Below are 23032 nucleotides of genomic sequence, written 5' to 3'. Positions count from 1 at the left end.
CAAATGGTTGGTTTCCTGACCGCATTCTGGAACTGCTGAGTTTCACGCTTTGGCCACCCGTATCCAATCTTTCTGTTCCCACGCGAAAACTCTGGTGGCGATCGCGATGTTGTTCGTCCTCAGCACCGGATGCGTGCGTCGACGAATGACGGTGCGGACCAGTCCTCCAGGTGCAACGGTCTCGATCGACAACCAATTGATTGGAACCTCTCCAGCGGCCACCAATTTTGAATACTATGGCACGCGTGAGGTTCGCATCGAACGCGAGGGCTTTCGAACAGAGACTGTTCTGCGCAAGATCAAACCGCCATGGTACCAATTGCCAGTTTTGGACTTCGTGAGCGAAACGCTTTGGCCCGGTGAAATTCGCGATGAGCGGATCATCGATATCGAATTGGTGCCTCAAGTGATCGAACCCTCCGAGGATGTCTTGAATCGTGCCGAAGCCCTCCGCAATCAATCGCGAAGCGGCATCATCCCTCAAGGTTGATTCGACCGATTCTCATTGGTCGAGATTGATCGGGCCACTCATCGGTCCGCTTTGCATCGTGGTGTTGATGGCCTCGGTATTGTCGGGCCGCGATCGTTTGGCGTTTCGTGACGTCAGCCATTTCTACACGCCGCTGTATCAATACGTCGGCGAGCGATGCGCCGAGCGACCGCTGACGTTTTTCTGGTCAGCGATGTGGAACCCGCTCGATCAAACTGGGATGCCATTGGCAGGTGAGACCACGACGGCGGTCTACTATCCGGTTCGGCATTTGATCTATTCGATACCGTTGCTGGTAGATCGTTCCACGAACGAAACAGCATCGCCCAACGATCTGTCTGAAGACGCATCGTTAGCACTGGCTTGGTATGTGACGTTGCATTTGATTCTGGCTTCGTTATCGGCGTATTGGGCGGCTCGGTATCTCGGATGCAAACCTGCGTGCTCGACGATCGCGTCGCTGGCCTATCCGCTGTCGGGAAGCGTTTTGTTTCTCGCAACCAATCCACCTTTTCTGGTTGGTGCGGCGTGGTTGCCGTTTGCTCTGGTGCCTTTGGTCCACTCAAAAGCGCGCGGTTGGAAATTACCGTCGATCGCTATGGCCATGATGGTGCTGGGTGGCGATCCACAAACAGCGTTTCATGTCGGAATCGTTGCCGGACTCTGGCTGATCGTCGATGTCATTCGAAATCTTCGTGATCGAAAGGCGTGGCCCAGTCTGCTTCTCCGGGCACCTCGGATGTTTGGAATTGCGGCGACGGCCACTGTCTTAGCTGCACCTCAGATATGGGCATCGGTGAACTGGGCTCGTCACAGTGGTCGTGTTTGGTCGGAGTTGAATGAAACACAATCGTTCGCGTTTTCAATTGCACCCTGGCGATGGTTGGAGTTGGCGATGCCATCGTTGTTTGGATCTCCGTGGCCGGTGAACCATCGCTGGGACCGGCCGTTGTTTCTTGGTGGAGACCTCAGCCCGGTCGATGCGTTGTGGACTCCCAGTTTATACCTCGGTTTATCAACGTTGGTCTTGGTGGCGTTGAGTTTGCGCGGAAGCTACCAAGATCGCTTTCGCGGGACCGGCTTGTGGTGTTTCGTCTTGTTGGGATCCAGTTTGGCCGCGATGGGTTGGTATGGACCTTGGCATGTGCCGTATCAATGGTTGGTCGATTGGGTCCCGGGCTACGACGCGTTTCGGTATCCGGCGAAGTGGTTGCCGTTTGGAACCTTTGCTTTGGCGATGATGGCGGCACTCGGGGGCCAACGCGCCCTCCGATGTCTCAGCGAATCATCTGACCCGAACGATGTGTTTGCCAACGGAGTGTGGCAAGCCGCCTGGTTTTGGCTAAGCGTGACATTGGCATCGGTTCTCGCTAGCGTCGGAGTTTGGTCCGCGATGGCATCAGTGAAGTCGGCACCGATCGATGCGGTGTGGGGACCGTTTCAAACCGACGTTGCGTGGTATGGATGGCTCGCTTGTGTGGCTCATACTTGGATCATCGCCACGACTATCATCGCGATGGGCCTTTGTTGGAAGGCTCTCTTTGTTCGCCGAACGGTATCTTGGGTTTGGGTTGCTCTGATTGCTTGTGACTTGATGGTCGCTCATTGGAACTTAGTACCGACGATCAATCGAAATGCGGAGCGTCAGGCTTGGCAAGAGCTTGACCATGTGACCTCAAACACCGCCGAAGTTGGTCGTTGGATCCGGACAGCGGGTCAAGGTGAATACCCGGCTGATTGGGCGACGAGGTCAGACCCGCAGCGTTTGTTGGCGATGGAAGTTCACGACCGCCGGCGATGGTACGGTCGTTGGCATTTGACGCAGAAGGAAGCTGTCTTCAACAGCATTGTCTCCATCCGGCCCTGGGCGATTGACCAGTTTTGGAACACGGTTCGTGATCGAGACGATCCGATCGATTGGCAACAAACGGCGGCTTGGCTGGGTGTGGGAGGATCACGAACTTCGGATGGTCACAGCCATGTATGGCGAACGACCGACTTGCGATTCCATCCATACAATCAAGTTGTCACGGAGCCCAATGTTCCATGGCCAGTTCGAATAGAAACCGCATCCGAGTCAGGCGAACAGGTCGACTTGATCGCGGTGGGATCATCCGCCATGTCTGCGGGAGCAATCGACGACACCTTTGTGTCGCGGCGTGTTTACCAGGACGGTGGATGGAGGGCAGAATTGATTTCGCAGGACTGCTCGATCGAAACGATTCCGGGCACCGTGTTCAATGCGGATGGCGTCGCACAAGGAGTCTGGTGTCCGCCCGGATCTTGGACGATCCGTTGGATCTACTCTCCCCCGGGGCACAACGTGGCAGTGATCGTTTGGATGTTGGGAGGGTTGATCATCGCAGTCCTTTCGATTAATTCTTTCATTCGCATGTGGTTCACGCAGTCCATCCCGGGCAGGATGACGGGCTCAGCAAGCTGAATGACCAAATCAAATTTTCGCGAGATCACTCCGCGTCGAAGAACAACTCGTCGGCAGGATTCCAACGAATGTTTTTCATCGCTTCGATTGAAAGTCGGCCTTGGTTGCGTTGAGGATCACAGCTCGGCTGAACCGCTTCTTCAGGGTTTTCCAACATGTCGAATCGTTCACCGTCGGAAAGCTGCAACACGGGGCAAGCGTAACCTTCCACCGGTCGGCGAATCACGTCCGCCCATTTTCCATTGGTGAGTTCGACGCGGCTGCCAAGGGGGAACAATGACTTCGTTCGCAACAACGCGTGGATGACTTGTGGATCAAAGCTTCCGTAGCGAGCTTGATGCAGAATGAATCCCAAAGCGTCGTGAGGCACCAGTGCCTTTCGAAAACCGGTACCCAGCGTTAAACGAAGATAGGTGTCGCAAACGTTCAGAATGCGTGCGTAGATGTGAATCCGTTTGCCTTCTAATCCGAACGGGTATCCCGATCCGTTGTATTGTTCGTGGACTTGTTCGATTGCCAACAGAACCGAATGAGGAATGTCCGACACTTCGCGAAGACTGTTCGCTGAGACGACGGGGTGTTTGCGGTATTCCCAACCTTCTTCTTCCGAAAACGGACCACGGCCAGGCAAGCTGAAGGCGGGGTCCATGGAATACAAACCAATGTCATGCAACAAACCGGCCATGCCGATTTCCAACACGGATGGACCATCCAAGTCGAGTTCCGTTCCGATGGCCATGCCCAACACGCCCATTTTCACGCTGCGGTCGGTCAGCGACATTTCGGTGTTGCTGGCGACAACTTCGCCCACGGTTTGATCGTGGTCGTCGACCATCGCGGACGCGAAGGCACCGGACAGGTCCGACAACGCTTCGACCGTTTGCATCTTCTGTTCGGTCAATGCCAACCGAATTTCTTCGAACTTGTTACGAGCCATTTTGACATGGCCTTGCAACGTTCGTCGGCGAGTGAGATCAATGGGCTCGTGGTGACGATTGACCAAAGCGTCTTTCAACGGCACTCCCTTGATCCACTTTGTTGGATCTCGTCCCGGAGCATGCGACGCGTCCTTGTCTCGAGTGTTTTTCGGTTTCGCTTTGACTGCGGAGGAATTGGAACGATTGCTCAGCCCATCGGCTTCTTCAGCATTGACCGTCAACTCTTCGATGCCGCGTTCCCGCAGGCCATCGATCACTTCATTTGTGATTCGTGTGCCAGTACCAAGTAGCAGTCGACCAATCTCGTCTTCGATCGGTGTACGACAAATCGCACCGACCTGAAGATCGTCAACGGGGACAAGAACAGTGTTCTTGCTCATATTCGCGTTAGAGGTAGCGGAACTCATATTGTGCCCAGTTCATTTTTGGCTCCTTCGTGGAGTACGATCGAACAAGTCCAAATTCAATGCTGCCCGTGCATGCGGCCCCACCCGATACTCTAAATCTAGGTTTCAAACTGAGCTTGGGTGGGAGTCTTCCGCAAATTTTATGAAACACTCGTTCAGCCCCGCCCGCGATTTGGCCGTCATTGGTGGGGGAATCGTCGGCCTTGCCACCGCGATGACTTGGTTGCAAACCCGTCCCGGGAGTCGTGTGACGGTGCTGGAAACAGAGGCTCGGGTCGGCCAACACCAAAGTGGGCACAACTCGGGTGTCATCCATTCAGGGATCTACTATCAGCCCGGTAGTGAGAAAGCTTTGTTGTGCCGGGAGGGCAAAACCAAACTCGAAGCATTCTGCGAAAAACACGGGATTCGCTGGGAAAAATGCGGAAAAGTCGTCGTCGCAACCGATCCTAGCGAGCTGAGTTCGTTGGAACGAATCATCGAGCGAGCGGACCTCAACGGAGTGGAATTTCGACGGATCACAATCGACCAACTACGGCAACTCGAGCCTTCTGTTGCGGGTGTTGATGCGATCGTGGTCCCCGAAACGGGCATCGTGGATTACCGGTCGGTTTGCGACGCTTATCGGCATTGCATCGAAGAGATGGGTGGCAGCGTCCAATTGGGTTTTCAGGTCCAACGCTTGGACGCGGATGACTCCGGCGTTCGATTAGCTGGTGTTGATCACAATCAATCAAGCAGGAAGTTTGATATCCGAGCCCGATCGGCGATTGCGTGCGCGGGGCTGCACAGCGACACGCTGGTTCGGCAAAGTGAATCCGATGCCTCCCGTTCAGATACAGAATCATCGTCTGAGGAAGTTCGAATCATTCCGTTTCGGGGCGAATACTATGAGCTGCGGCCTGAAAGACGCGGTTTGTGTCGCAATTTGATCTACCCGGTTCCGGATCCCGCGTTCCCATTCCTTGGTGTGCACTTCACTCGGATGATCGATGGAAACGTCGAGTGTGGTCCCAATGCGGTGTTGGCTCTCGCTCGAGAGGGTTACCGATGGCGTGACATCGATGTTCGATATTTGCAACGAACGTTGGGGTACAGCGGCTTTCGTCGATTGATCCAGAAGCATTGGCGGAAAGGCCTCGGCGAAATGAATCGTTCGCTACGAAAGTCCGCCTTTGTGTCCGCCCTTCAAAAATTGATCCCTGAGCTGCGAGCCTCGGACCTAATCCCCGCCCGAGCTGGCGTGCGAGCCCAAGCGGTGCGAGCCAACGGTGAATTGGTCGACGACTTCTTGTTTCGATCGACGCCCAACGTGACGCATGTGTTGAACGCCCCCAGCCCCGCGGCGACGGCATCGCTGGCAATCGCTCGTCGGGTGATCGAACAGCATCAGAAACAGAATCCAAACGCCTGAATGGCAACGATGAATTCGGGACCCGCTTCCGCGTTCTTAAACGCTGCGGTAGGTCGGTTCCGGACGACCGGGACGGAAACTGTCGAGCTGGGTCGTTTCGGTCTCAGCGTTCAAACGAGCCGCCACCGACTGGACAACCTGTTGGACTTCTTCGGTCAATGATTCTGGCGCCAACCGAACCCGAGCGTTGATGATTGCGTTGGCGGAGCGTGAGTTGGTTTCGGATGCAATCGACAAAACGGTTTGCGAATCACTGTCAATCAAGTTGGCAACGCTGACCGGTTGATCGTCCGCCTCGTTGTCGCTGCAGAGAACTTTCAAGTGTCCCGGTTCAGCACCCAGGGCCAACAAACGTTGTCGCAGTTCATCAACCAATCCCACGCTGAGGTCATCGAGTGCAAACGAATCTTCGCTCCGAAAATTCACCGTTGCATTGAGCCAACCGAGTTCTGCTTCACCATCGGCATAGACGTCGTAGTCCACTTCCATCATCGATTCGCGAGGAGCCGCGTCGCCTTGGAAGGCTTGGTACAGCACATCCAAATTCTCGCCGGTCTTGGCCGACAACGGGATGACTTTGCGACCTGGGTACTGCTCGTTCAACTGTTCCTTGAGCGCTTGCACGTCTTCGTCGGACAATTCATCGATGCGATTGAGCAGGATGATTTCGGACTCTTCAAGTTGCTTGCGAAAGATGTATTCGGCTTTCTCGGAAAATCCTCCACCGACGCCCGACAGAATCTTCTTTCCATGATTGGGTTTTAAAACCACGGCATAGGGACGATGCACAAACTTTCCGCCAAGACGTTCCATCATCGGAACCGCGATGGTCGCAATCAAGTCGGTGCAGCTTCCAACTGGTTCCGCGAGAACGACGTCGGGACGTTGGCGATTCTCAAATTCTTCCATGGCGTCGGTCAAACCATCGAAGTTGCAACAGAAACAGGACCCTGCGACTTCGTTGACTTCCAACCCTTGGCTCTTCAGCAACTGCGTGTCGACCAAACCGGCGGCTTGATCGTTTGTTACGATGCAAACGTGTTTGCCTTCGGATTGCAGTTGTTTCGCCAAGCGAGCGATGAGCGTGGTTTTGCCGGCTCCCAAAAAACCGCCGATCATGATGAATTCAATGGGCTGGGGCATCGGTGAGTCTCATGGTTTTGATGTTGGGAACCGACCAAACGCGGCAGTCGATCGCGAAAACGTGAATCCGACATTCTGACGATCGTTAGAACGTCAGTCAATCATCGGGCCCATGTCGAGTTTGCAGCAACCGAGGTTCAACGCGGTTTGCTTCGACTTGCCACGACTGGGCAGCATGCCTTCTTTCAGCGAGTAATAGATGAACTTCCCTTCCCGCTGGGTCTGCACCAAATCGGCGTGAAAGAGGACTCGCAAGTGGTGCGAGACGGTGCCGATTTCTTGTTCCACCAAAATGGCCAGGTCAGAAACACTCAGCGGGCCGCTCTGCAAAGCACGCACGATTTGCAGACGCAGAGGGTCGCCAAGTGCCTTCAAGTAGCCCGCACACTGCGACTCATTCGGTTCGGATGGTGGAGTGGTCATGGCCGAATTGTAAGAGAAAAATCCATGGTCGACATTCGATCGCGTCATCTTTCGATCGTGGCAATCGTCGCAGGGCGAACTAGAGTGAGATCATGTCCCCCCCGGCAGAAACGTCGCTCTTGGAAGAACCCACTGACCAAGATTTCGACGAACACGTGGAACCGCTAACGCCATCACCGAACTCAGAACACGGTGTTTTGGAAGGCTCGTTTGCGCTAGCGTGCCCGCTGCTGTTGATGCTCGCGGCCGCGCTAAATCCGCTGGACCAATCCGACTCAACACCCGCTGGATCGGCGGGTGCAGGTTTGACGATGGAAGTGGCGATGAAACTGCTTCTGTCCGGAGCGGTCGGGTTCGTTGCAGTGCTCGGTTGGATGTTGTGCCCACCGGTCCGTCAGCGTCTGGCGAAATTTCCAGGTTGGATTTTGGTGGCGCTAGGTGGCGTCTTTTTGGTGACCAGCGCGGCGGCGTATGGCCCTGCGGCAACGGTGTCTCGCGCTGCGGCGATGATCAGTTGCCTCTACATCGTTTTCATTGCGGTCACGTTGCAGTTCATATCTTTGCGACAGTCGCTGCAGTGTGTGCTTGTCGGGTTGGTGCTGCACCTGATCGCGGCGTGGTGTTTGTATCTGGGTGGCGGTGAGACGGCGGTCTATCAAGAAGAACTTGGGCAGACACTGATCATCGAACGAATGGGCAGCACGGCACACCCCAACTCGCTCGGTCGCATCGGTGCCTTGGCGATCCTGGTTTGTTTGGGGCTTTGGCGAACAAGAACCCGTCCCCTCACCCCAACCATGATCGCAACGATGGGATTCGTATTCGTCATTTCCTCCGCCACAATATTCGAATCGATGAGTCGGACTGCGCTCGTTTCGTGTGCCGCATCGGTCTTGGCCGTGATGATGGATCGCCTAACCAACCGCCGTGGGTTGGCTCTTGGTTTGTGCGGGGTGATGGGTGTCTGTTTGTTGATGCTGACGATTGGCTTGTTGTCGGAAGGTTCCGATGTCAGCAGTCGCGTGGTCGCTGTTGGTACCAAGACTGGCGATGTGGAGGAACTGACGTCGGTAACTGGGCGAACGGAGATTTGGGCGGAGGCGATTCGCTACATCGCTCAACGACCGTTGACCGGATGGGGATTGAACAGCGCGCCATTGTTGTTGGAAGATTTCTCGCATCACACGCACAACTTGTTGCTGCACGCACTTTTTTCAGCGGGCATCTTTGCCGGAATTTGTGTCGCGGTGCTGATCGCGTGGACGGTTTATCACGCCTTCACGGTGGTCGATCCAATGTTTCGCGGGATCGCCGCATACATTTGTGTTTCAGGTTTGTTCGAAGACACCGCGTTCGAAACATTCCCGTTTGCTTCGACGCTGTTGTGGTTGTTGGTGCTGCTCGCCGCGTCGGTTGAGATGTCGAAATCGGAAGAGCAATTGGTTGGTGATCTCACGCAATGAGATCTCGAATGACGTGAGCTTCCTCGACGCCCGTGAGTCGTTGACTGAGGCCCCGGAATTTGAACGTGAACCGTTCGTGATCGATTCCCAGAAGATTCAGCACGGTTGCATTGAGGTCACGGATATGGACTGGGTTTTCAACGATGTTGTAGGAAAATTCATCCGTCGTGCCGTAGTCAAAACCAGCTTTCACGCCGCCGCCAGCCATCCAAGTGGTGAAGCAACGCCCGTGGTGATCGCGACCGGAACTGGGGTTTTCCAGTTGTCCTTGGCTGTAAACGGTGCGGCCAAATTCACCGCCCCAAATCACCAAGGTGTCATCGAGCATTCCCAATCGTTTGAGGTCTTGGACCAACGCGGCGGAAGCTTGATCGACATCCTTGCATTGACGTGGCAACTGATTGCGAATCGAGATGTGTTGATCCCATCCACGATGGAACAGTTGAATGAAACGCACGCCGCGTTCGGCCATGCGTCGAGCCTGCAAACAATTCGCGGCGTATGAACCGGGACGCCGGGCGTCTTCCCCGTACAGTTCAAACGTGGATTCAGGTTCGTCGGAAACATCGGTCAGTTCAGGCACGGACGTCTGCATGCGATAAGCCATCTCATAGGCCTCGATACGGGCCAGCGTTTCCGGATCGCCCGTGGCTTCCGAGTGCATTTGGTTCATCCGTCCCAGCGTGTTCAAGAGTTCTCGACGTGAGTCTCGCGAAACGCCATCGGGGTTCTTGAGATACAGCACCGGGTTGGCTCCCGGACGCAGCATCACGCCTTGATGGCTAGACGGCAGATATCCGCTGCCCCACAACCGCGAAAACAGGGGCTGGCCGGGATTCTTCCCGCTGCCTTGGCTGAGCAAGACCATGTAGGCGGGGAAGTCTTCATTTTCGGATCCCAACCCATAGCTCAGCCAAGCTCCCATCGACGCGTGCCCCATTTGTTGAGAGCCCGTGTTGATGTAGGTCACCGCCGGGTCGTGGTTGATCGCTTCGGTCCACATCGAACGCACGATCGAGATGTCGTCGGTGATCTCTTGCAAGTGCGGCAACAAATTGCCAACCCACGTTCCATGCTGGCCACAACGTTTGCCGCCCCACAAAGGTTTGACGACCGGAAATTGACTCTGGCGCGACGTCATGCCGGTCAGTCGTTGTCCTCCGCGAACCGAATCGGGCAGGTCCGTGCCGTGCAGTTGTTCCAGTTCATCCTTGTGATCAAACAGGTCGATGTGACTTGGTCCGCCGGACTGAAACAGGTAGATGACCCGCTTGGCTTTGGGGGCAAAGTGTGGCAATCCCGAGGCCAGATTCGCTTGGATCGGATCGCCAGAGGCAGCCGCGTGAGGGTTGGCTTCGGATGCCAACAGCTTGCCCAGTGCCATCGCACCAAGACCCGCGGCGGAGCTGCCGAACAGCGACCGGCGAGTCATCATTTGCGATTGTCGCAATCCAAGTTCGTGAATCAATGATTGGTTCATAGGAAGTTGCGTTTCGAGGTGGCGTGCGTCGGATCGATGATGGGGAAGGGTTGCGGAACAGGCTGCTCAAAGTCGAGTCAGTGTTTCGCTCAGGTTCAGCAGCAGCGTGGCGATTTGCATCCAGGCCGCATGTTCAGCGGGATCGAGTGTTTCCAAGCGAGGTGATTCGCCGACCGAGACCGCAGCCAAAGCGTCCTCGGGCGATTGAGCAAATCGTTCGCGTTCGCTTTGCAACAGTGACAACACAGCGTCACGTTCTTCGTCGTTGGGGGATCGACCGACGACTCGGGTGAAAGCTTGATCGATGCGTCGGGCGTCTGTGACCGACGTGTCCGTTGATGCTGATTCGCTCAGCAAGCGTTCGGCCAAGACCCGAGCGGCTTCGGCGAACTGTGGATCGTTCAGGGTCACGAGTGCTTGGATGGGCGTGTTCGTCACGCCGCGATCCATCGTGCACAGTTCACGGCTGGGTGCATCGAAGGCGGCCATCGCCGGATGCGGGCTGGTTCGTTTGACAAACGTGTAGAGGCTGCGTCGATACAGCTTCTCACCGTGGTCTTGCACGAAGACTTGTTTGGTCGCGGGCGTGCTGCCGAAGTGGCTGACTTCTTTCCAAAGTGCCGGTGGTTGGTAAGGTTGCAGACTTGGTCCGCCAACACGAGGCACCAACAAGTCGCTGACCGCGAGAGCTTGATCGCGAATGAATTCGGCGGGCAAACGGAACCGAGGCCCGCGTGCGAGCAACCGATTCTTCGGATCGAGTTCGATCTGTTGCGGTGTGGCAGAAGATTGTTGACGATAGGTCGCACTGCTGACCATTTCGCGAATCAACTGTTGTTGGTTCCAGCCAATCTCAAAGAAGTGTGTCGCGAGATAGTCCAGCAATTCCGGGTGACTGGGGTATTCGCCTTGCGATCCAAAGTCCGCCGAGGTCGCGACCAACCCCGTGCCGAAGAACAGCGACCACAGACGATTGACCGCGACGCGAGAGGTGAGTGGGTGATCGGGACTTGTCAGCCAACGAGCCAAGTCCAATCGGTCCGCTTTGTCATTTTCATCGGCAAGTCCAGGTAGCACCCTGGGTGTCGTTGGAGTGACCCGATCCGTGGGCGAATCGTATTGGCCTCGGTCGAGCACAAACGTTTCGCGAGGTTTCTTGGCGGTGTTCATCACCATGGTCGAGAAAGTTCCGGTCAACACATCACGACGTTCTTCGAGGTTGCTGATCCGGGTTCGCAACGGTTGGAGCTGATCGCTCGTTTGACGAAACTTTTTGAGGACCGTTTGTCGTGTGGTGTCGTCCCATTCGTCGGACGGAGTTTGAATGGCATCGACCAGCGAATCACTCCAGAGACTGTCGGTGTCATTGCCGGTGAACGGTTGGATTTGCCATTCGTACGGAAGTGATTTCCCTTGGCCAAAGACCAACAGCACGCTCAGGTACGGTGTCGTCTGAGGATCGATCGGTTGATCGAAAGTCACTGTGAGATGTTGTTCTGATTGGCCGGTGGCAGGTTGCCACCAACGTTCATTGCTTTCGTCCCGGATTGATTCCGCTGCGTGTCCTTCAGCTTGAGTGCTCGCGGTGACTTTGTGGAATGAGAGCTGACGGTGGTAATCAACTTGGTCCGCCGGTTGTTCCGTTGCCGAGATCAACACGGTGGTGACCTTGGGGACCCCCTCGTCAAAGGGCGTGAGGACCATCGGTGGTTCGGTCGGCTTGGCCGCGTCTTCTTTGTTTGCTTCTTGTGCGGGTTTGGCTGGACCGGGTCGCGGGTGAAAGGAGACACGAAGGCCCGTGATCGGTGATCCATCGGACAGCTTATCCGCCGACAACCGCAGCGAGTGACTCATCCCACTCAATCCGCCGCTGGGTTGAGCGAGCTTCACCGTGCCGTTTGCATCAAACTCCATCGCACCGCGAAGGTTGGGCGAGGAAACATCCAGCAGTTCGATCGGCACATACCGAAACTGGTCACCGCGTGATGCTTCTTCCTGTCGTTGCGATTCCAACCAAGCTTCCAAACCTTCCGTGGTTTCCGCCAGTTGCGCACGTAGTTGCTCCAGTTCTGATTCGAGTTGCGGCAACTCGTCAGTTTGCAGCACCGTTTTGGCCATGACGTTTGGAGACGCATTGCGACCCGAATTTCCGTCTAACCCGTTGTCTTGCAATTCGTTGAAGAACGCGAAAAACTGATAGTATTCGCGTTGCGAGATGGGGTCGTATTTGTGGTCATGGCATTGGGCACAACCCATCGTCAAACCCAGGAATACTTCACTGGTTGTTTTCACCCGATCAGCGACATAGTTGGTGAGGTTTTCCTCGGGGATCGTGCCGCCTTCGTGTGTGATCATGTGGTTGCGATTGAATCCTGTCGCAATCAGTTGCGACTCGGTTGGATTGGGAAGCAAATCACCCGCGAGTTGTTCCGTCAAAAACTGATCGAATGGCATGTTGTCGTTGTAGGCCTGGATTACCCAGTCACGCCACAGCCACATGTGACGACCGCCGTCGATCGAATAACCGTTTGTGTCGGCGTAGCGAGCTTGATCGAGCCACGGGAGTGCCATTCGCTCGCCGTGATGTGGCGAGCTCAACAACCGGGTGATCGTTTCTTGGTAAGCGGTTTCACCGTGCAATTGGTAGTCGCGGACGAATGCGTTGACTTCTTCGGGGGTGGGCGGCAAACCGATCAAGTCAAAGCTCAGTCGACGGATCAACGTTTTCGCGTCGGCCTCCGGTGAGGGTGCCAAACCGGCTTCGGCCAAGCGCTGGGCCACGAAGAAATCAATTTCATTGCGAGCCCAATTTTGGGTGGAATCTTCCTCGGTGAAATCAACCGTTGGGATTTCGGGCATGGTCGGTGGAATGAACGCCCAGTGGCCTTCGTATGCGGCGCCTTCTTCAATCCAGCGCTGGAGCAACGTCTTTTGTTCCTGCGTCAAAACCAGGTGGGATTCCGGTGGTGGCATCAGCATGTCGGGATCTTCGCTGATGATTCGTTTCCAGGCTTCACTGTCTTCCAGGTCGCCGGGCACGATGGGTTGGTAGCCGCCGAGATCTGCCGTGGCGCCTTCCAGTGTGTCCAGTCGCAAGTCTGCTCGACGACCATGTTCATCGGGACCGTGACAGTGAAAGCAGGTTTCCGAAAGAATCGGACGAATATCGCGATTGAATTTCAGTTTGCGATCGGCAACGGATTCGAATTCAGGAATCGACACGGCGGTCAACGCGGGATGGTTCATCGAACCAGAGGAATTGATGACCTTCCAAGGATTGGGGGTACGTCGGTCGGAGGAACGCCCGCCGTCGGAGTGATTGGTGGTCTGGGTCGTCGTTCGATCGACCTCAGGGGATGAGGTCACGATTTCATCCACCATCGCCACAGGTGAGCGGTTCGATGCAGTCCAGTTCTGCAACCAAAGCATGTTGAAAACGACCAATGCGCAGGCGGCGGCACACCAGGCGAGGAACGGACGCATGCTCGAGTGTTGGGATGCGATTGGCGAACGTGTGATTGGCGTTGCGAACGCATTTTGCGAAACCAACGCTTCGTCCAAAGCACAAAGATCAAGGTAGTGGTCCAAGGCATCGCTGTCGGACATCAAGATCCCGCGCAGTTCGCTGGCTTCCTCGGCCGTCAGTTCGTTTGCTGAGTGAGCGGTCAGCAATTGATCGATTCGTTCCCGGGAACTCATGGGGTTTCCGCTGTTTGTTGAGAAAGGGGAGGATCGGTGAGAAGCTCGACGTCGATGGACTCGGTGTCCGTCGGATCTTGGTTCCGTTGAACGCAGCGAATCAAACGTTGGCGAGCCCGGTGAAGGGCTTGGCCGATTGCATTGGCTTTGCGTCCGGTGTGTTCGGCCAATTGGTTCAACGTTTGTCCATCAAAATAAAAGAGCTTGACCAGTTCACGCTGATGGTCGGGCAGTTGTTCCACGCAATGCTTCAAGCGTTGCCAATCGTTGTGCTGACGCTGTTGTTCGACTCGTTCGCGGTACCGTCGTTCGATGACTTCGTGGAGTTGATCGTCGATCAGCACCACAGACCGCGAGGAGGCAAGTTTGCGAGCCTGATTGCGATGGTGGTTGCAGGCGATCTGGATCAACCAGGCAACGAAGTTGGTTCCCGGTTCAAACGTGTTTTGTTTTTCCATCGCGGTCACATTCGCTGATTGCAGCAAGTCCTGCGCAGCGTGGACCGATCCGGTCAGCCTGATCAAATGACCAAGCACCGGACGTTGAGCCTGCTGAAGCAGGTCTTCGAAAGCCTTGCAGGAACGAGTCAAACCATTGGGTCTCCAGCAGGTAATGTTGCCAACACGCTTCGTTTTACTCGGAATTTTCACACTTTTGTGAAATCGGTCCCAAGCCCAATTGGGGTGAAGAAGCGATTATGCTGCTGCAGACTTTCCCACCTTCCCTCCCTCCCACGGAGAAGTTCCCACCATGAGAACACCCCTTTTCACCCGGTTTTTACTTGCCGGAATCGCGATCGCGAGCTGTCTGACGGGCTCGACCGTCCAGGCGGAATTGATGATGCCGGCGATCTTTGGCGATTCGATGGTCGTGCAGCGAAATGAGCCCGTTCACATTTGGGGCTGGACCAAACCCGGCCAAGAGGTCAGCGTTCAACTGGGCGATCGAGCGGCCAAAGGCAAAGCCAACGACGAAGGACGGTTTGACATTTCCGTCCCAGCCCTTCCTGCCGGCGGACCCTACGATTTGACCGTGAAGGCGGACGAGACCAAGACGTTCACCGATGTCCTGGTTGGCGAAGTCTGGATCTGCTCGGGGCAATCGAACATGGCCTGGGCCGTTCAAAGTGCCAATGATGCTGACTTGGAATCCCTGACCGCGAACTACCCCGAGATCCGTTTGATCTCCGTGCCTCAAGTCGGGACGCAAGAGCCCCAGCGAGACTTCAAAGGCAATTGGGCCGCTGCGACGCCAGAGACCGTCAAAGGCTTTTCCGCAGTGGGTTACTTCTTTGGCCGGCAACTGCACCAAACCTTGGATGTGCCGGTTGGTTTGATCGACAACGCCTGGGGCGGATCGGCGGCCGAAGCTTGGGTTCCTCGTGATGTCTTGGAAGCCGACGACAAGTACGAATCCTTGTTGGCGGGTTGGGACAAACGAATGGCAAACTACGACTACGACGCGCTGTTGAAATCGTGGGAAGAGAAGCATCGAAAATGGGTGGCCGATGGTCGCAAAGGCAACGCACCTCGACGACCACGGGATGACTCCGCCGGCAATCATCGTCCTGCCAACATTTATAACGGCGTGTTGCTGCCGACGATCGGCTACACGATTCGTGGTTCAATTTGGTACCAGGGTGAATCAAACGCGGGACGAGCTTACGAGTACCGTGATTTGTTCCCGCTGATGATTCAAACTTGGCGCGACAAATGGGGACAGGGCGACTTCCCATTTTACTGGGTGCAATTGGCTGACTTTCGTTCGGAAGTCGAAGAGCCCGCCGACAGTGATTGGGCCGAACTTCGCGAGGCGCAAACGATGACCATGTCGCGTTTGCCGAACACCGGCGAAGCGGTGATTTTGAACTTGGGCGAATCGGCTGACATTCACCCGAAGAACAAACAGGACGTGGCCAAACGATTGGCACGATGGGCGCTCGCGAAGGATTATGGCTACGACATTCCTTATCGAAGCCCAACCTATCGCGATGTGAAGTTCGAGGACAACAAAGCAATCGTCAAGTTCGATCACGTCGGTGGTGGATTGGACACATTCGACGTTCGCGAATTGATCGGGTTCACAATCGCGGGCGAAGATCAAAAGTTCGTACACGCGAAGGCAAAGATCGTCGGCAAGGACACCATCGAAGTCTCAGCCGACTCGGTCAAAAAACCAGCTTCCGTTCGCTACGCTTGGGCCGACAACCCGATCAGTAACGTGCAAAGCAAAGAGGGCCTGCCAATGACCCCCTTCCGAACCGACGACTGGCCAGGCGTCACCCAACCAAAGAAGTGAGTGGTACGGAATCGTCCGGTAACAGAATGACTTCTCCCGCCCAAGTCTCTTGCTTGGGCGGGTTTTTTGTTTCAACTGGAGATCTCGTTTCGCTGCTGCAACCAGGATCGCCAGTTGTTCGCGTACATTTCTAAGAATTGGTCGGTGGTGGCTGCGTCCCAGGCTTGGCGGTTCCAGGAGGCGGAGATGCAGATCTGGCCCCAATTGATGCAGATGCCCAGAGCGATATTGGTTCCCTCCCGTGCTGGGGGCGATCCGAGCGCGTTTCGAAGGTAAGCGTCGCCGATCTGGAGTTGTCCATCCGATTCCGGAAAGAACTTTTTCATTCCTCGCGAAAGATCACCGGTGTAGGTGAGCACGCTGGTGGTCATGTGACGACTTTTATCGATCACCCACCGCATGAAACGTGGGTGTTGAACCGCCGCAGCCAAACCATCCAGAAAATCCATGTGCACGCGGGTTTCCTTGATTGCCACCACTTCGTCCGCGACGCTGGAAACGAGTGCCTCAATATCCTGGCATTGGTCTTTGCGTCGTCCTAAGAAAGCGAAGCTGAGCCGATTGGTTGCGGGCAGATCTAAGTCTCTTCGAGATCGCAAATCGACCGGCATCATCACTCGGTAGCGAATCGCTTTGCCGCCGCCATGGGTTTGTTCCCATTGCTCAAAGGTTTGGAACAGCATCGCGATGGCAAGGTCGTTGACTCGGATGGACGCGTTGCTGCAAGCCTTCTCAATCGAGGCTGATTCTTCCTTGCTGAACAGAATATGTCGCAAGGGTTGGCTGATTGCCTGCGACTCAATTGCTTGCTGGGTTGATGCAGAGCCAAACCCTCGGGGTTTGGAAAGAACCGCGGGACGTTGGAAGTGGAAGTAGTAGGCATTCCGAATTCGATCCCAAGTCGTCAACGAACGTTTGGGTGGTTTAGAAAGCAACTCGGAGAAGTCGTTTCGATCGCGAAGACGTTCTGGATCGGGCGCGGACCGCGAAGATTTTCGAGAGGTTTTTCCGCACTCTGGATCGCCCGTTGCCTGCGCATAACGGGTGAGGGTCTCTAGAAGGACTTGCCGCATTCCCACGCCATCGCCACAAGCATGATGCAGTTGGACATAGAGGCGACTGCCGGTTTCCTCGGGAACGTACCAGAAGCGACATCCTGACTCACGAAACAAATCGAAGGGTTGTGTCTGGGGATTGTCAGCGGGTCCGGTGGTCAATGGCAGGTCATCGTTGGTTAGTACCTGCGGTGCCAGATCTGGATCAAAATGCCAAAAAAACCGCTCGCCTTCACGCACCAGTTTGCAAGCGAGCAACGGGTGATCTTTCACCGTCTCGTCCAACGCGTTCTGCAAGGTGGGTAGCTGCAAAGGTGACGAGAATTGCAGCTCGATAAACATGGCGCTCGGACAAGACTCTTTTTCATCCAGGACGAAGAAGGTTTCCAACGGCGTCAGCGGCAAAGGAAACAGCGGCTCGTCTGATTCCTGTGCAGGCATTTTGGAAACTCAAGCGTCAAAGAAAATGGAGCGCGTCGCTCTCGAGAACAGGCTAATCCGCCGATGACAAAATGCAATTTGGGAACGACACGGGCTCTCAGAGCAAGTCTCGCAAACTGGTCATCGCAAGAGGTTCTTTGGTTGCAAACGGCTCGCCGTACTGGCGATCGATCAAACGACCCCAGTAAGCCGCATCGTCTCGGAATCGATCGGTCAGGCTCGGCGGGCCCGGGTCGCGACCGGTGATGAACTGGCTTTCGTAAGCACGAATCGATTCGAGTTTGCGGTCCCACTGTTCAGAGATATCGACGATCCAGCTGGGTTGCACCGCCAAACGCAGGTGAATGCAAAAGTAATAGTAAATCCGCTGGGGATGATGCCGCGGACCCGGCATCGCCGTTTTGCTGAGCTTGGAATGAAACCGTGCGGCTTCGACCAGCTGAGTCGCAGCAACATGATCTGGGTGAGCGTCTTCGTGATAGGGTGCGAACAACCATCGCGGTCGCAAACACCGAACGAAAGAAGCAATGTGTTCTCGAGCGGGCAGGGTGGCTTCGACGGCTCGGTTGGTTAACCCCGCGTTGCCCCGCCAAGTCAACTTCATGATTTCCGTTGCTCGGGCCGTTTCACGCTTTCGGATCTCAAGGCTTCCATGGGGTGTCGGTTCGCCACTGGTCAGGTCCAACACTCCGACTCGCATTCCTTCGTCGATCATTCGCATGATCGTTCCACCCATGCCCAACTCCGCGTCGTCAGGATGAGGTGCGACGACCAAAAAATCGAGTGGTTCGATCTTGTCTGGATCAGGATAGGGATCAGAGTCCGTGAACACGGAGGAAGTGACGGTCATCGTTGAGGTAGCTCCAATGCAATGGCTTGATGAGCGTTGCGTACGAGAATGAGGTTGTCGACCACGGTAGGAATGTTCCACGTCTTGTGTTGCAAAGCTGGAATGCGGATCAACTCTCGGTAATCATCTGGATCGGCGGCAACCAGCACGACCTCTCCTTCTTCTCCTTGCACCACCAAGACGTCTTCGACCAAAACAGCTTGCCCTTGTCCGAGCCGATCTCGACGTGATTGTTCCCACAGCCGTTCGCCGGATTCGATTTCGACCGCCTGCAAAGCACCGTTGCTCAGCCCGTAGGCAATGCCGTCTCGAACCAACGTGTGATTGAACTTGGTCTTCAAGACTCGTGACGAATGCCAAAGTTCTGTGGCGACAAACTTCTCCTGCTTCGATGACGATTCATCGGAACTCGAGGTGTCGTCCGCCTGGGAAACTTGAATCAGTGAGCTTCCGCCACCGTAGCCCTTGCCAATTACGAATTGGTCTTCGCCGGCAGGGATCGCCGCGGCGCAATTGGCACCGGAGTTTGATTTGCCCTCCCAGGGGAATGACCAAAGGACTTTTCCCGATGCGATGTCGTGACCTGTGATGTCGGCTTCGTTGACGGACACGATTTGTCGTTTGCCGCCGAGGGTCATGACCATCGGGGAGGCGTAACTGATCTGCTGTTCGCCGGAACGCCAACGTGTTTCGCCGGTGGCGGCATCCAACGCGATGAGCGACCGGCCTGCATCGGATTCAGAATCGGGGCCGCCGAGCGGTAGCACGCACAGGTTGTCGACGATCAAAGGAGACCCAGCCCGTCCCCATGAGATGGCATTCTCAGAATTCGAAAGCGTCCAGCCGGTGATTTCCAGTAGATCGCGTTGCCAAAGAATTTCGCCGTCCGAAAGTCGCAGGCACCAAACCGTTCCTGCGGCACCTTGGGCGTAGACCCTGCCGGGCGACAACTCGGTTGCGGGAACAATCGCGGGAGTCGATCGCGGACCGCCGCCGCCGAGTGCTTGAAAGTGATTCGCTTTGTGCTCGACCAACCAAAGCAATTGACCATCGGACAGTCGGTAGGCGGTGACGCATTCCATCTCACCGCGTTGTTCCAGGGTCACCGCGATGCCGTCGGAAACCGCGAATGAAGACCATCCTTCTCCGATGCCAATGTCCCAACGTCGATTGACCTCATCGGCGGATGTTGGAATGGCAAACTCGCGTTCTGGCATCATTCCTGTGCGATTGTTCCCGAGGAATTCCAACCACGAGCCGGTTTCGGCAAGGCCTTCCGATTCGACGGTTGGTTCATCGGAGTCAGTTTGAGCCAGCGGGGTGACTTTCAGATCGGGAGTCTCCGCGCTGCCGAATCGCCATGAAAAGCGTGGAACCATCTCACCCGAAAAACTCTCGAATCGAAGAAAAGTGACAGCTGCGAGAACCATCGCCAAGCAACTGGCCGGCACCAACCACGCCAGTGCCGCCGCTGCGCTGGCTCGCTGTAGCTGATACAACACGACCAGCAACGCGAATCCTCCGGCCGCCAAACTTTGCAGCAGAGCTTTTTGATAGTCGGTTTCGTGGGCTCGGGACTGAATCAGCCCGACGACAATGATGCCTGCGATCAGGGCGACCAAAGCCTTCAGCACATGGCGGCGGACGGCGGTTACTTTAGTAGGCACGGTTTTCGCGGGTTCGAAACCTGTTGGTTCAGAATCCGAGGGTGTCGAATCGGGAGGAGTCACGGTCATGGTCGACCAAACACTGCGAGAGAGAAATGTTGAAGCGTAGGAAAAAACAACTATCGGAGAACGGTAACACGCCGCCCAGGTTGGCGGAATTAGTTCCCGAGTCTGATCCTACCGATCCGCTTCAACTGGCATTCATCTCGGATCTGCATCTGTTCAGTTCACGCTGCAATTATGAGCGGCATGAAGCGACAATTCGACGGGCGGTGGAGGCCTCGGACGTCTGCGTATGGGGCGGCGATCTGTTCGACTTTTGCTGGAGTCGGATCGGTGGCGGCGATGTGTCTCGCAAAGCCGCGATCGATTGGTTGGAAGCCTGGCGAGCTGAATTTCCGGAGAAGACGTTCGTTTATCTCACCGGCAATCACGACGCCCAAGCCGCTTTTCGCGAGTCGCTGGATCAGTGGGCTCTTCCGCACACTCAGCCCGAAAACTTGTCGCCGAGCGATACCAATGGGGACAACTCGGACTCGACGGGGGCAGCTCAGCACATTCGGCTGCCGATGCGACCGGGTTCCGTTTATGTGGGATTGGATGCGATTCGTCTGGCCGACACATTGATGGTCCACGGCGACGTGATCGAGGGTGGTCGCAATTCTGTCGGACTGGATCAATATCGAAACCGTTGGGCTCACGAACCAGCCACCTCGCCGGCCAATCTACAAAACGGTTTGTACGACGCTGCGGTGACCGCGCGATTGCATTTGGCCGCAGCGGGAGTGGCACATCGTCGCCGGTCGACTTGTTTGCGTTTGCTTCACTGGGCGAGGCAACAACCTGATTGGATGCACCACAACATTGGCCAAGTCGTGTTTGGTCACACTCACCGGTGCCTCCGTGGTGTCCATGTCGCTGGGATTGACTTTTACAACGCCGGCGCCGCGGTCAAACACGTGAAATTCGAACCCGTGGTTCTGCCGGTTTCGGTCAGTGTTTGAGTGACTCATACGTTCGTTTATGGCATTCACCGCACTGCTAATGCTTCGCGGTGGAAATCTGACCTTCCTTCGAGATCGTCACAGTCAAGTCGTTTCATTGGCACCATCAGTTGAGATACACTGCAGCGTATCAGTCAGAGGCGGACTGACCGTGAACCCCTACCGATTGTTCGGTGGTTGAGAGGGATGAGTGTCGTCGTGTTTACTCTGTTGGCCGGTTTCGTGAACGCGAACCGGTAGATTGCTCCATGCAAAATCAGCCGCAACAAACTCAGTCGCAGTTGGCTCAGGCTCAGGCCGGTCAATCTCAAAACGGACAGATGCAATCTCAGTCGGGGCCGGTTCCTTGTTTGGACGGTTACGAGACGGGATCGTTCTTCGATGAAGTGGTGGATCAAGATGCCTGTGCGCGGCCCGATGCCGTCGCACTGGTCGATTTGATCAACCGGCTGCCGTCGGGTGAGCTGAATCGTCGACAGTTGGCGATCGAACGATCCCTGTACCAGATGGGCATCACGTTCACGGTCTATAGCGATTCGGCTGGTACCGAAAAAATCATGCCGTTCGACATCGTTCCGCGAATCATCGCGCCCGATGTTTGGACGCACATCGATAGCGGACTGAAGCAACGCATTCGCGCGCTCAACCGATTTCTTTCGGACATCTACAACGAACGAAAAATCATCGAAGACGGCATCATTCCGGCGTCAATCGTGGATTCATGCCCGGCCTATTTGCCTCAGTGCCGAGGCCTTCGTCCGCCACACGACGTTTGGTGCCACATCACGGGAACCGACCTCGTTCGCGACAACGACGGCAACGTGTTCGTATTGGAAGACAACCTGCGTTGCCCATCGGGTGTTTCGTATGTGTTGCAAAACCGCTCGGTGATGAAGCGAAACTTCCCGCAAGCCTTCACGGCATCGATGGTCCGCCCGGTCAGCGACTATCCCGCACGGCTCTATCAGATGCTTCGCCGAATGGCACCCGCCCATATCACGAATCCCAACGTGGTTGTTCTGACACCGGGAGTCTACAACAGCGCTTACTACGAGCATTCTTACCTGGCTCACCAGATGGGCGTCGAGCTGGTCGAAGGCCGAGACTTGTTGGTCAAGGACGATCGTGTCTACATGCGAACGACCGATGGCCTTCAAAGCGTGGACGTGATTTATCGACGCGTCGATGACACGTTCTTGGATCCGAAAGTGTTCAACCCGAAATCAGTGTTGGGTGTCCCCGGACTGATGTCGGCGTATCGTGCCGGCAATGTGGCTTTGGCCAATGCACCTGGTACCGGTGTTGCTGATGACAAAGTGGTTTACGCATATGTGCCGGAGATGATCCGATACTATCTTGGCGAAGAACCGATCCTATCCAATGTGCCAACTTACTTGTGCGACCGAGAAGAAGACCGCGCTTACGTGCTGGATCACTTGGACGAGTTGGTCGTGAAAGCGGCGGGCGAATCGGGCGGGTACGGCATCTTGATTGGTCCGCACGCGACACCAGAAGAACGCCAAGAATTCGCCGAGAAAATCATCGAGAATCCTCGCAATTACATCGCTCAACCAACCCTGCAATTGTCCAGGGTTCCGACCATGGTGGGCGATCATTTGGAAGGACGTCACGTCGATTTGCGACCTTATATTCTGTGTGATGGTCCGGATGACGTCTGGGTTCTGCCAGGCGGTTTGACTCGTGTGGCGCTCAAGAAGGGCTGTCTCGTCGTGAACTCGTCCCAAGGTGGCGGCAGCAAGGACACGTGGGTGGTGGCCCAAGCTGGTGAAGCCATCGCGCGGGTTTAAGACTTGGGC

General features: G+C 55.6%; 16 protein-coding genes. 7 read left to right on the top strand and 9 right to left on the bottom strand.

Annotated elements, in window-relative coordinates:
• Nucleotides 1-94 precede the first annotated feature (94 nt).
• Nucleotides 95-490 carry a PEGA domain-containing protein gene (locus tag CEE69_RS25430; RefSeq protein WP_233215629.1) on the top strand — a complete coding sequence of 132 codons (396 nt, stop codon included), beginning with the start codon at nucleotides 95-97 and terminating at the stop codon, nucleotides 488-490.
• Nucleotides 438-2933 (top strand): glycosyltransferase family protein, encoded by a 2496-nt coding sequence (locus tag CEE69_RS25425; protein WP_099263403.1) that lies wholly within the window; start codon nucleotides 438-440, stop codon nucleotides 2931-2933. The genes CEE69_RS25430 and CEE69_RS25425 overlap by 53 nt, the downstream gene beginning before the upstream one ends.
• A gap of 25 nt (nucleotides 2934-2958) precedes the next feature.
• Here CEE69_RS25425 and CEE69_RS25420 read toward each other — a convergent pair whose 3' ends face one another.
• The gene (locus tag CEE69_RS25420; RefSeq protein WP_099263402.1) at nucleotides 2959-4278 is read right to left on the bottom strand and encodes an HD-GYP domain-containing protein; all 1320 of its coding nucleotides are present in this window, start codon (nucleotides 4276-4278) and stop codon (nucleotides 2959-2961) included.
• A gap of 142 nt (nucleotides 4279-4420) precedes the next feature.
• On the opposite strand from CEE69_RS25420, the gene lhgO reads away from it, so the two are divergent.
• On the top strand, nucleotides 4421-5692 hold the full coding sequence (gene lhgO / locus CEE69_RS25415) for an L-2-hydroxyglutarate oxidase (RefSeq protein WP_099263401.1): 1272 nt from the start codon (nucleotides 4421-4423) through the stop codon (nucleotides 5690-5692).
• A gap of 36 nt (nucleotides 5693-5728) precedes the next feature.
• On the opposite strand, the gene CEE69_RS25410 is transcribed toward lhgO, so the two are convergent.
• Nucleotides 5729-6835 carry a CobW-like GTP-binding protein gene (locus tag CEE69_RS25410; RefSeq protein ID WP_233215628.1) on the bottom strand — a complete coding sequence of 369 codons (1107 nt, stop codon included), beginning with the start codon at nucleotides 6833-6835 and terminating at the stop codon, nucleotides 5729-5731.
• A 93-nt stretch (nucleotides 6836-6928) separates the two neighbouring features.
• Nucleotides 6929-7258 carry an ArsR/SmtB family transcription factor gene (locus CEE69_RS25405; protein WP_099263418.1) on the bottom strand — a complete coding sequence of 110 codons (330 nt, stop codon included), beginning with the start codon at nucleotides 7256-7258 and terminating at the stop codon, nucleotides 6929-6931.
• A gap of 92 nt (nucleotides 7259-7350) precedes the next feature.
• Here CEE69_RS25405 and CEE69_RS25400 point away from each other — a divergent pair, with 92 nt between their 5' ends.
• Entirely contained in the window at nucleotides 7351-8721 is a 1371-nt protein-coding gene (locus tag CEE69_RS25400) for an O-antigen ligase family protein (RefSeq protein WP_233215627.1), read from the top strand.
• Here CEE69_RS25400 and CEE69_RS25395 read toward each other — a convergent pair.
• The 3 genes from CEE69_RS25395 to CEE69_RS25385 form a co-directional block, all read right to left on the bottom strand.
• Complete coding sequence (locus tag CEE69_RS25395; protein WP_099263399.1) at nucleotides 8711-10201, bottom strand: DUF1501 domain-containing protein; 1491 nt, start codon at nucleotides 10199-10201, stop codon at nucleotides 8711-8713. The two genes, CEE69_RS25400 and CEE69_RS25395, sit on opposite strands and share 11 nt — an antisense overlap.
• 66 nt (nucleotides 10202-10267) lie before the next feature.
• Complete coding sequence (locus tag CEE69_RS25390) at nucleotides 10268-13900, bottom strand: PSD1 and planctomycete cytochrome C domain-containing protein (protein ID WP_099263398.1); 3633 nt, start codon at nucleotides 13898-13900, stop codon at nucleotides 10268-10270.
• Nucleotides 13897-14490, bottom strand: coding sequence for a sigma-70 family RNA polymerase sigma factor (locus tag CEE69_RS25385; RefSeq protein ID WP_199169943.1), 594 nt, complete (start codon nucleotides 14488-14490; stop codon nucleotides 13897-13899). The genes CEE69_RS25390 and CEE69_RS25385 overlap by 4 nt, the downstream gene beginning before the upstream one ends.
• Nucleotides 14491-14650: 160 nt before the next feature.
• Here CEE69_RS25385 and CEE69_RS25380 point away from each other — a divergent pair, with 160 nt between their 5' ends.
• Nucleotides 14651-16198, top strand: a complete 1548-nt coding sequence (locus CEE69_RS25380) for a sialate O-acetylesterase (RefSeq protein WP_099263396.1) — start codon at nucleotides 14651-14653, stop codon at nucleotides 16196-16198.
• A 71-nt stretch (nucleotides 16199-16269) separates the two neighbouring features.
• Here CEE69_RS25380 and CEE69_RS25375 read toward each other — a convergent pair whose 3' ends face one another.
• From CEE69_RS25375 to CEE69_RS25365, 3 genes are all read right to left on the bottom strand, one after another.
• On the bottom strand, nucleotides 16270-17694 hold the full coding sequence (locus CEE69_RS25375) for a hypothetical protein (protein WP_099263395.1): 1425 nt from the start codon (nucleotides 17692-17694) through the stop codon (nucleotides 16270-16272).
• A 97-nt stretch (nucleotides 17695-17791) separates the two neighbouring features.
• Nucleotides 17792-18544, bottom strand: a complete 753-nt coding sequence (bshB1, locus tag CEE69_RS25370; protein WP_099263394.1) for a bacillithiol biosynthesis deacetylase BshB1 — start codon at nucleotides 18542-18544, stop codon at nucleotides 17792-17794.
• Nucleotides 18541-20178 carry an outer membrane protein assembly factor BamB family protein gene (locus CEE69_RS25365; protein ID WP_099263415.1) on the bottom strand — a complete coding sequence of 546 codons (1638 nt, stop codon included), beginning with the start codon at nucleotides 20176-20178 and terminating at the stop codon, nucleotides 18541-18543. The genes bshB1 and CEE69_RS25365 overlap by 4 nt, the downstream gene beginning before the upstream one ends.
• Before the next feature lie 182 nt (nucleotides 20179-20360).
• Here CEE69_RS25365 and CEE69_RS25360 point away from each other — a divergent pair, with 182 nt between their 5' ends.
• Nucleotides 20361-21215 (top strand): metallophosphoesterase, encoded by an 855-nt coding sequence (locus tag CEE69_RS25360; RefSeq protein ID WP_099263416.1) that lies wholly within the window; start codon nucleotides 20361-20363, stop codon nucleotides 21213-21215.
• A gap of 248 nt (nucleotides 21216-21463) precedes the next feature.
• Nucleotides 21464-23023, top strand: a complete 1560-nt coding sequence (locus tag CEE69_RS25355; RefSeq protein WP_099263393.1) for a circularly permuted type 2 ATP-grasp protein — start codon at nucleotides 21464-21466, stop codon at nucleotides 23021-23023.
• Nucleotides 23024-23032: the final 9 nt, after the last annotated feature.

The sequence above is a fragment of the Rhodopirellula bahusiensis genome (assembly GCF_002727185.1).
GTDB lineage: Bacteria > Planctomycetota > Planctomycetia > Pirellulales > Pirellulaceae > Rhodopirellula > Rhodopirellula bahusiensis.
Note: the sequence above shows the minus strand (reverse complement) of the source record. Positions and strands in the feature narration are given on the sequence as shown.

Excerpts from the sequence above, each read along its gene's own strand:
- lhgO (WP_099263401.1), top strand. The coding sequence starts at position 4,421 with ATGAAACACTCGTTCAGCCCCGCCCGCGATTTGGCCGTCATTGGTGGG.
- CEE69_RS25410 (WP_233215628.1), bottom strand. The coding sequence starts at position 6,835 with ATGCCCCAGCCCATTGAATTCATCATGATCGGCGGTTTTTTGGGAGCC.
- CEE69_RS25420 (WP_099263402.1), bottom strand. The coding sequence starts at position 4,278 with ATGAGTTCCGCTACCTCTAACGCGAATATGAGCAAGAACACTGTTCTT.
- CEE69_RS25395 (WP_099263399.1), bottom strand. The coding sequence starts at position 10,201 with ATGAACCAATCATTGATTCACGAACTTGGATTGCGACAATCGCAAATG.
- CEE69_RS25380 (WP_099263396.1), top strand. The coding sequence starts at position 14,651 with ATGAGAACACCCCTTTTCACCCGGTTTTTACTTGCCGGAATCGCGATC.
- CEE69_RS25355 (WP_099263393.1), top strand. The coding sequence starts at position 21,464 with ATGCAAAATCAGCCGCAACAAACTCAGTCGCAGTTGGCTCAGGCTCAG.
- bshB1 (WP_099263394.1), bottom strand. The coding sequence starts at position 18,544 with ATGACCGTCACTTCCTCCGTGTTCACGGACTCTGATCCCTATCCTGAT.
- CEE69_RS25400 (WP_233215627.1), top strand. The coding sequence starts at position 7,351 with ATGTCCCCCCCGGCAGAAACGTCGCTCTTGGAAGAACCCACTGACCAA.
- CEE69_RS25375 (WP_099263395.1), bottom strand. The coding sequence starts at position 17,694 with ATGCCTGCACAGGAATCAGACGAGCCGCTGTTTCCTTTGCCGCTGACG.
- CEE69_RS25405 (WP_099263418.1), bottom strand. The coding sequence starts at position 7,258 with ATGACCACTCCACCATCCGAACCGAATGAGTCGCAGTGTGCGGGCTAC.
- CEE69_RS25390 (WP_099263398.1), bottom strand. The coding sequence starts at position 13,900 with ATGAGTTCCCGGGAACGAATCGATCAATTGCTGACCGCTCACTCAGCA.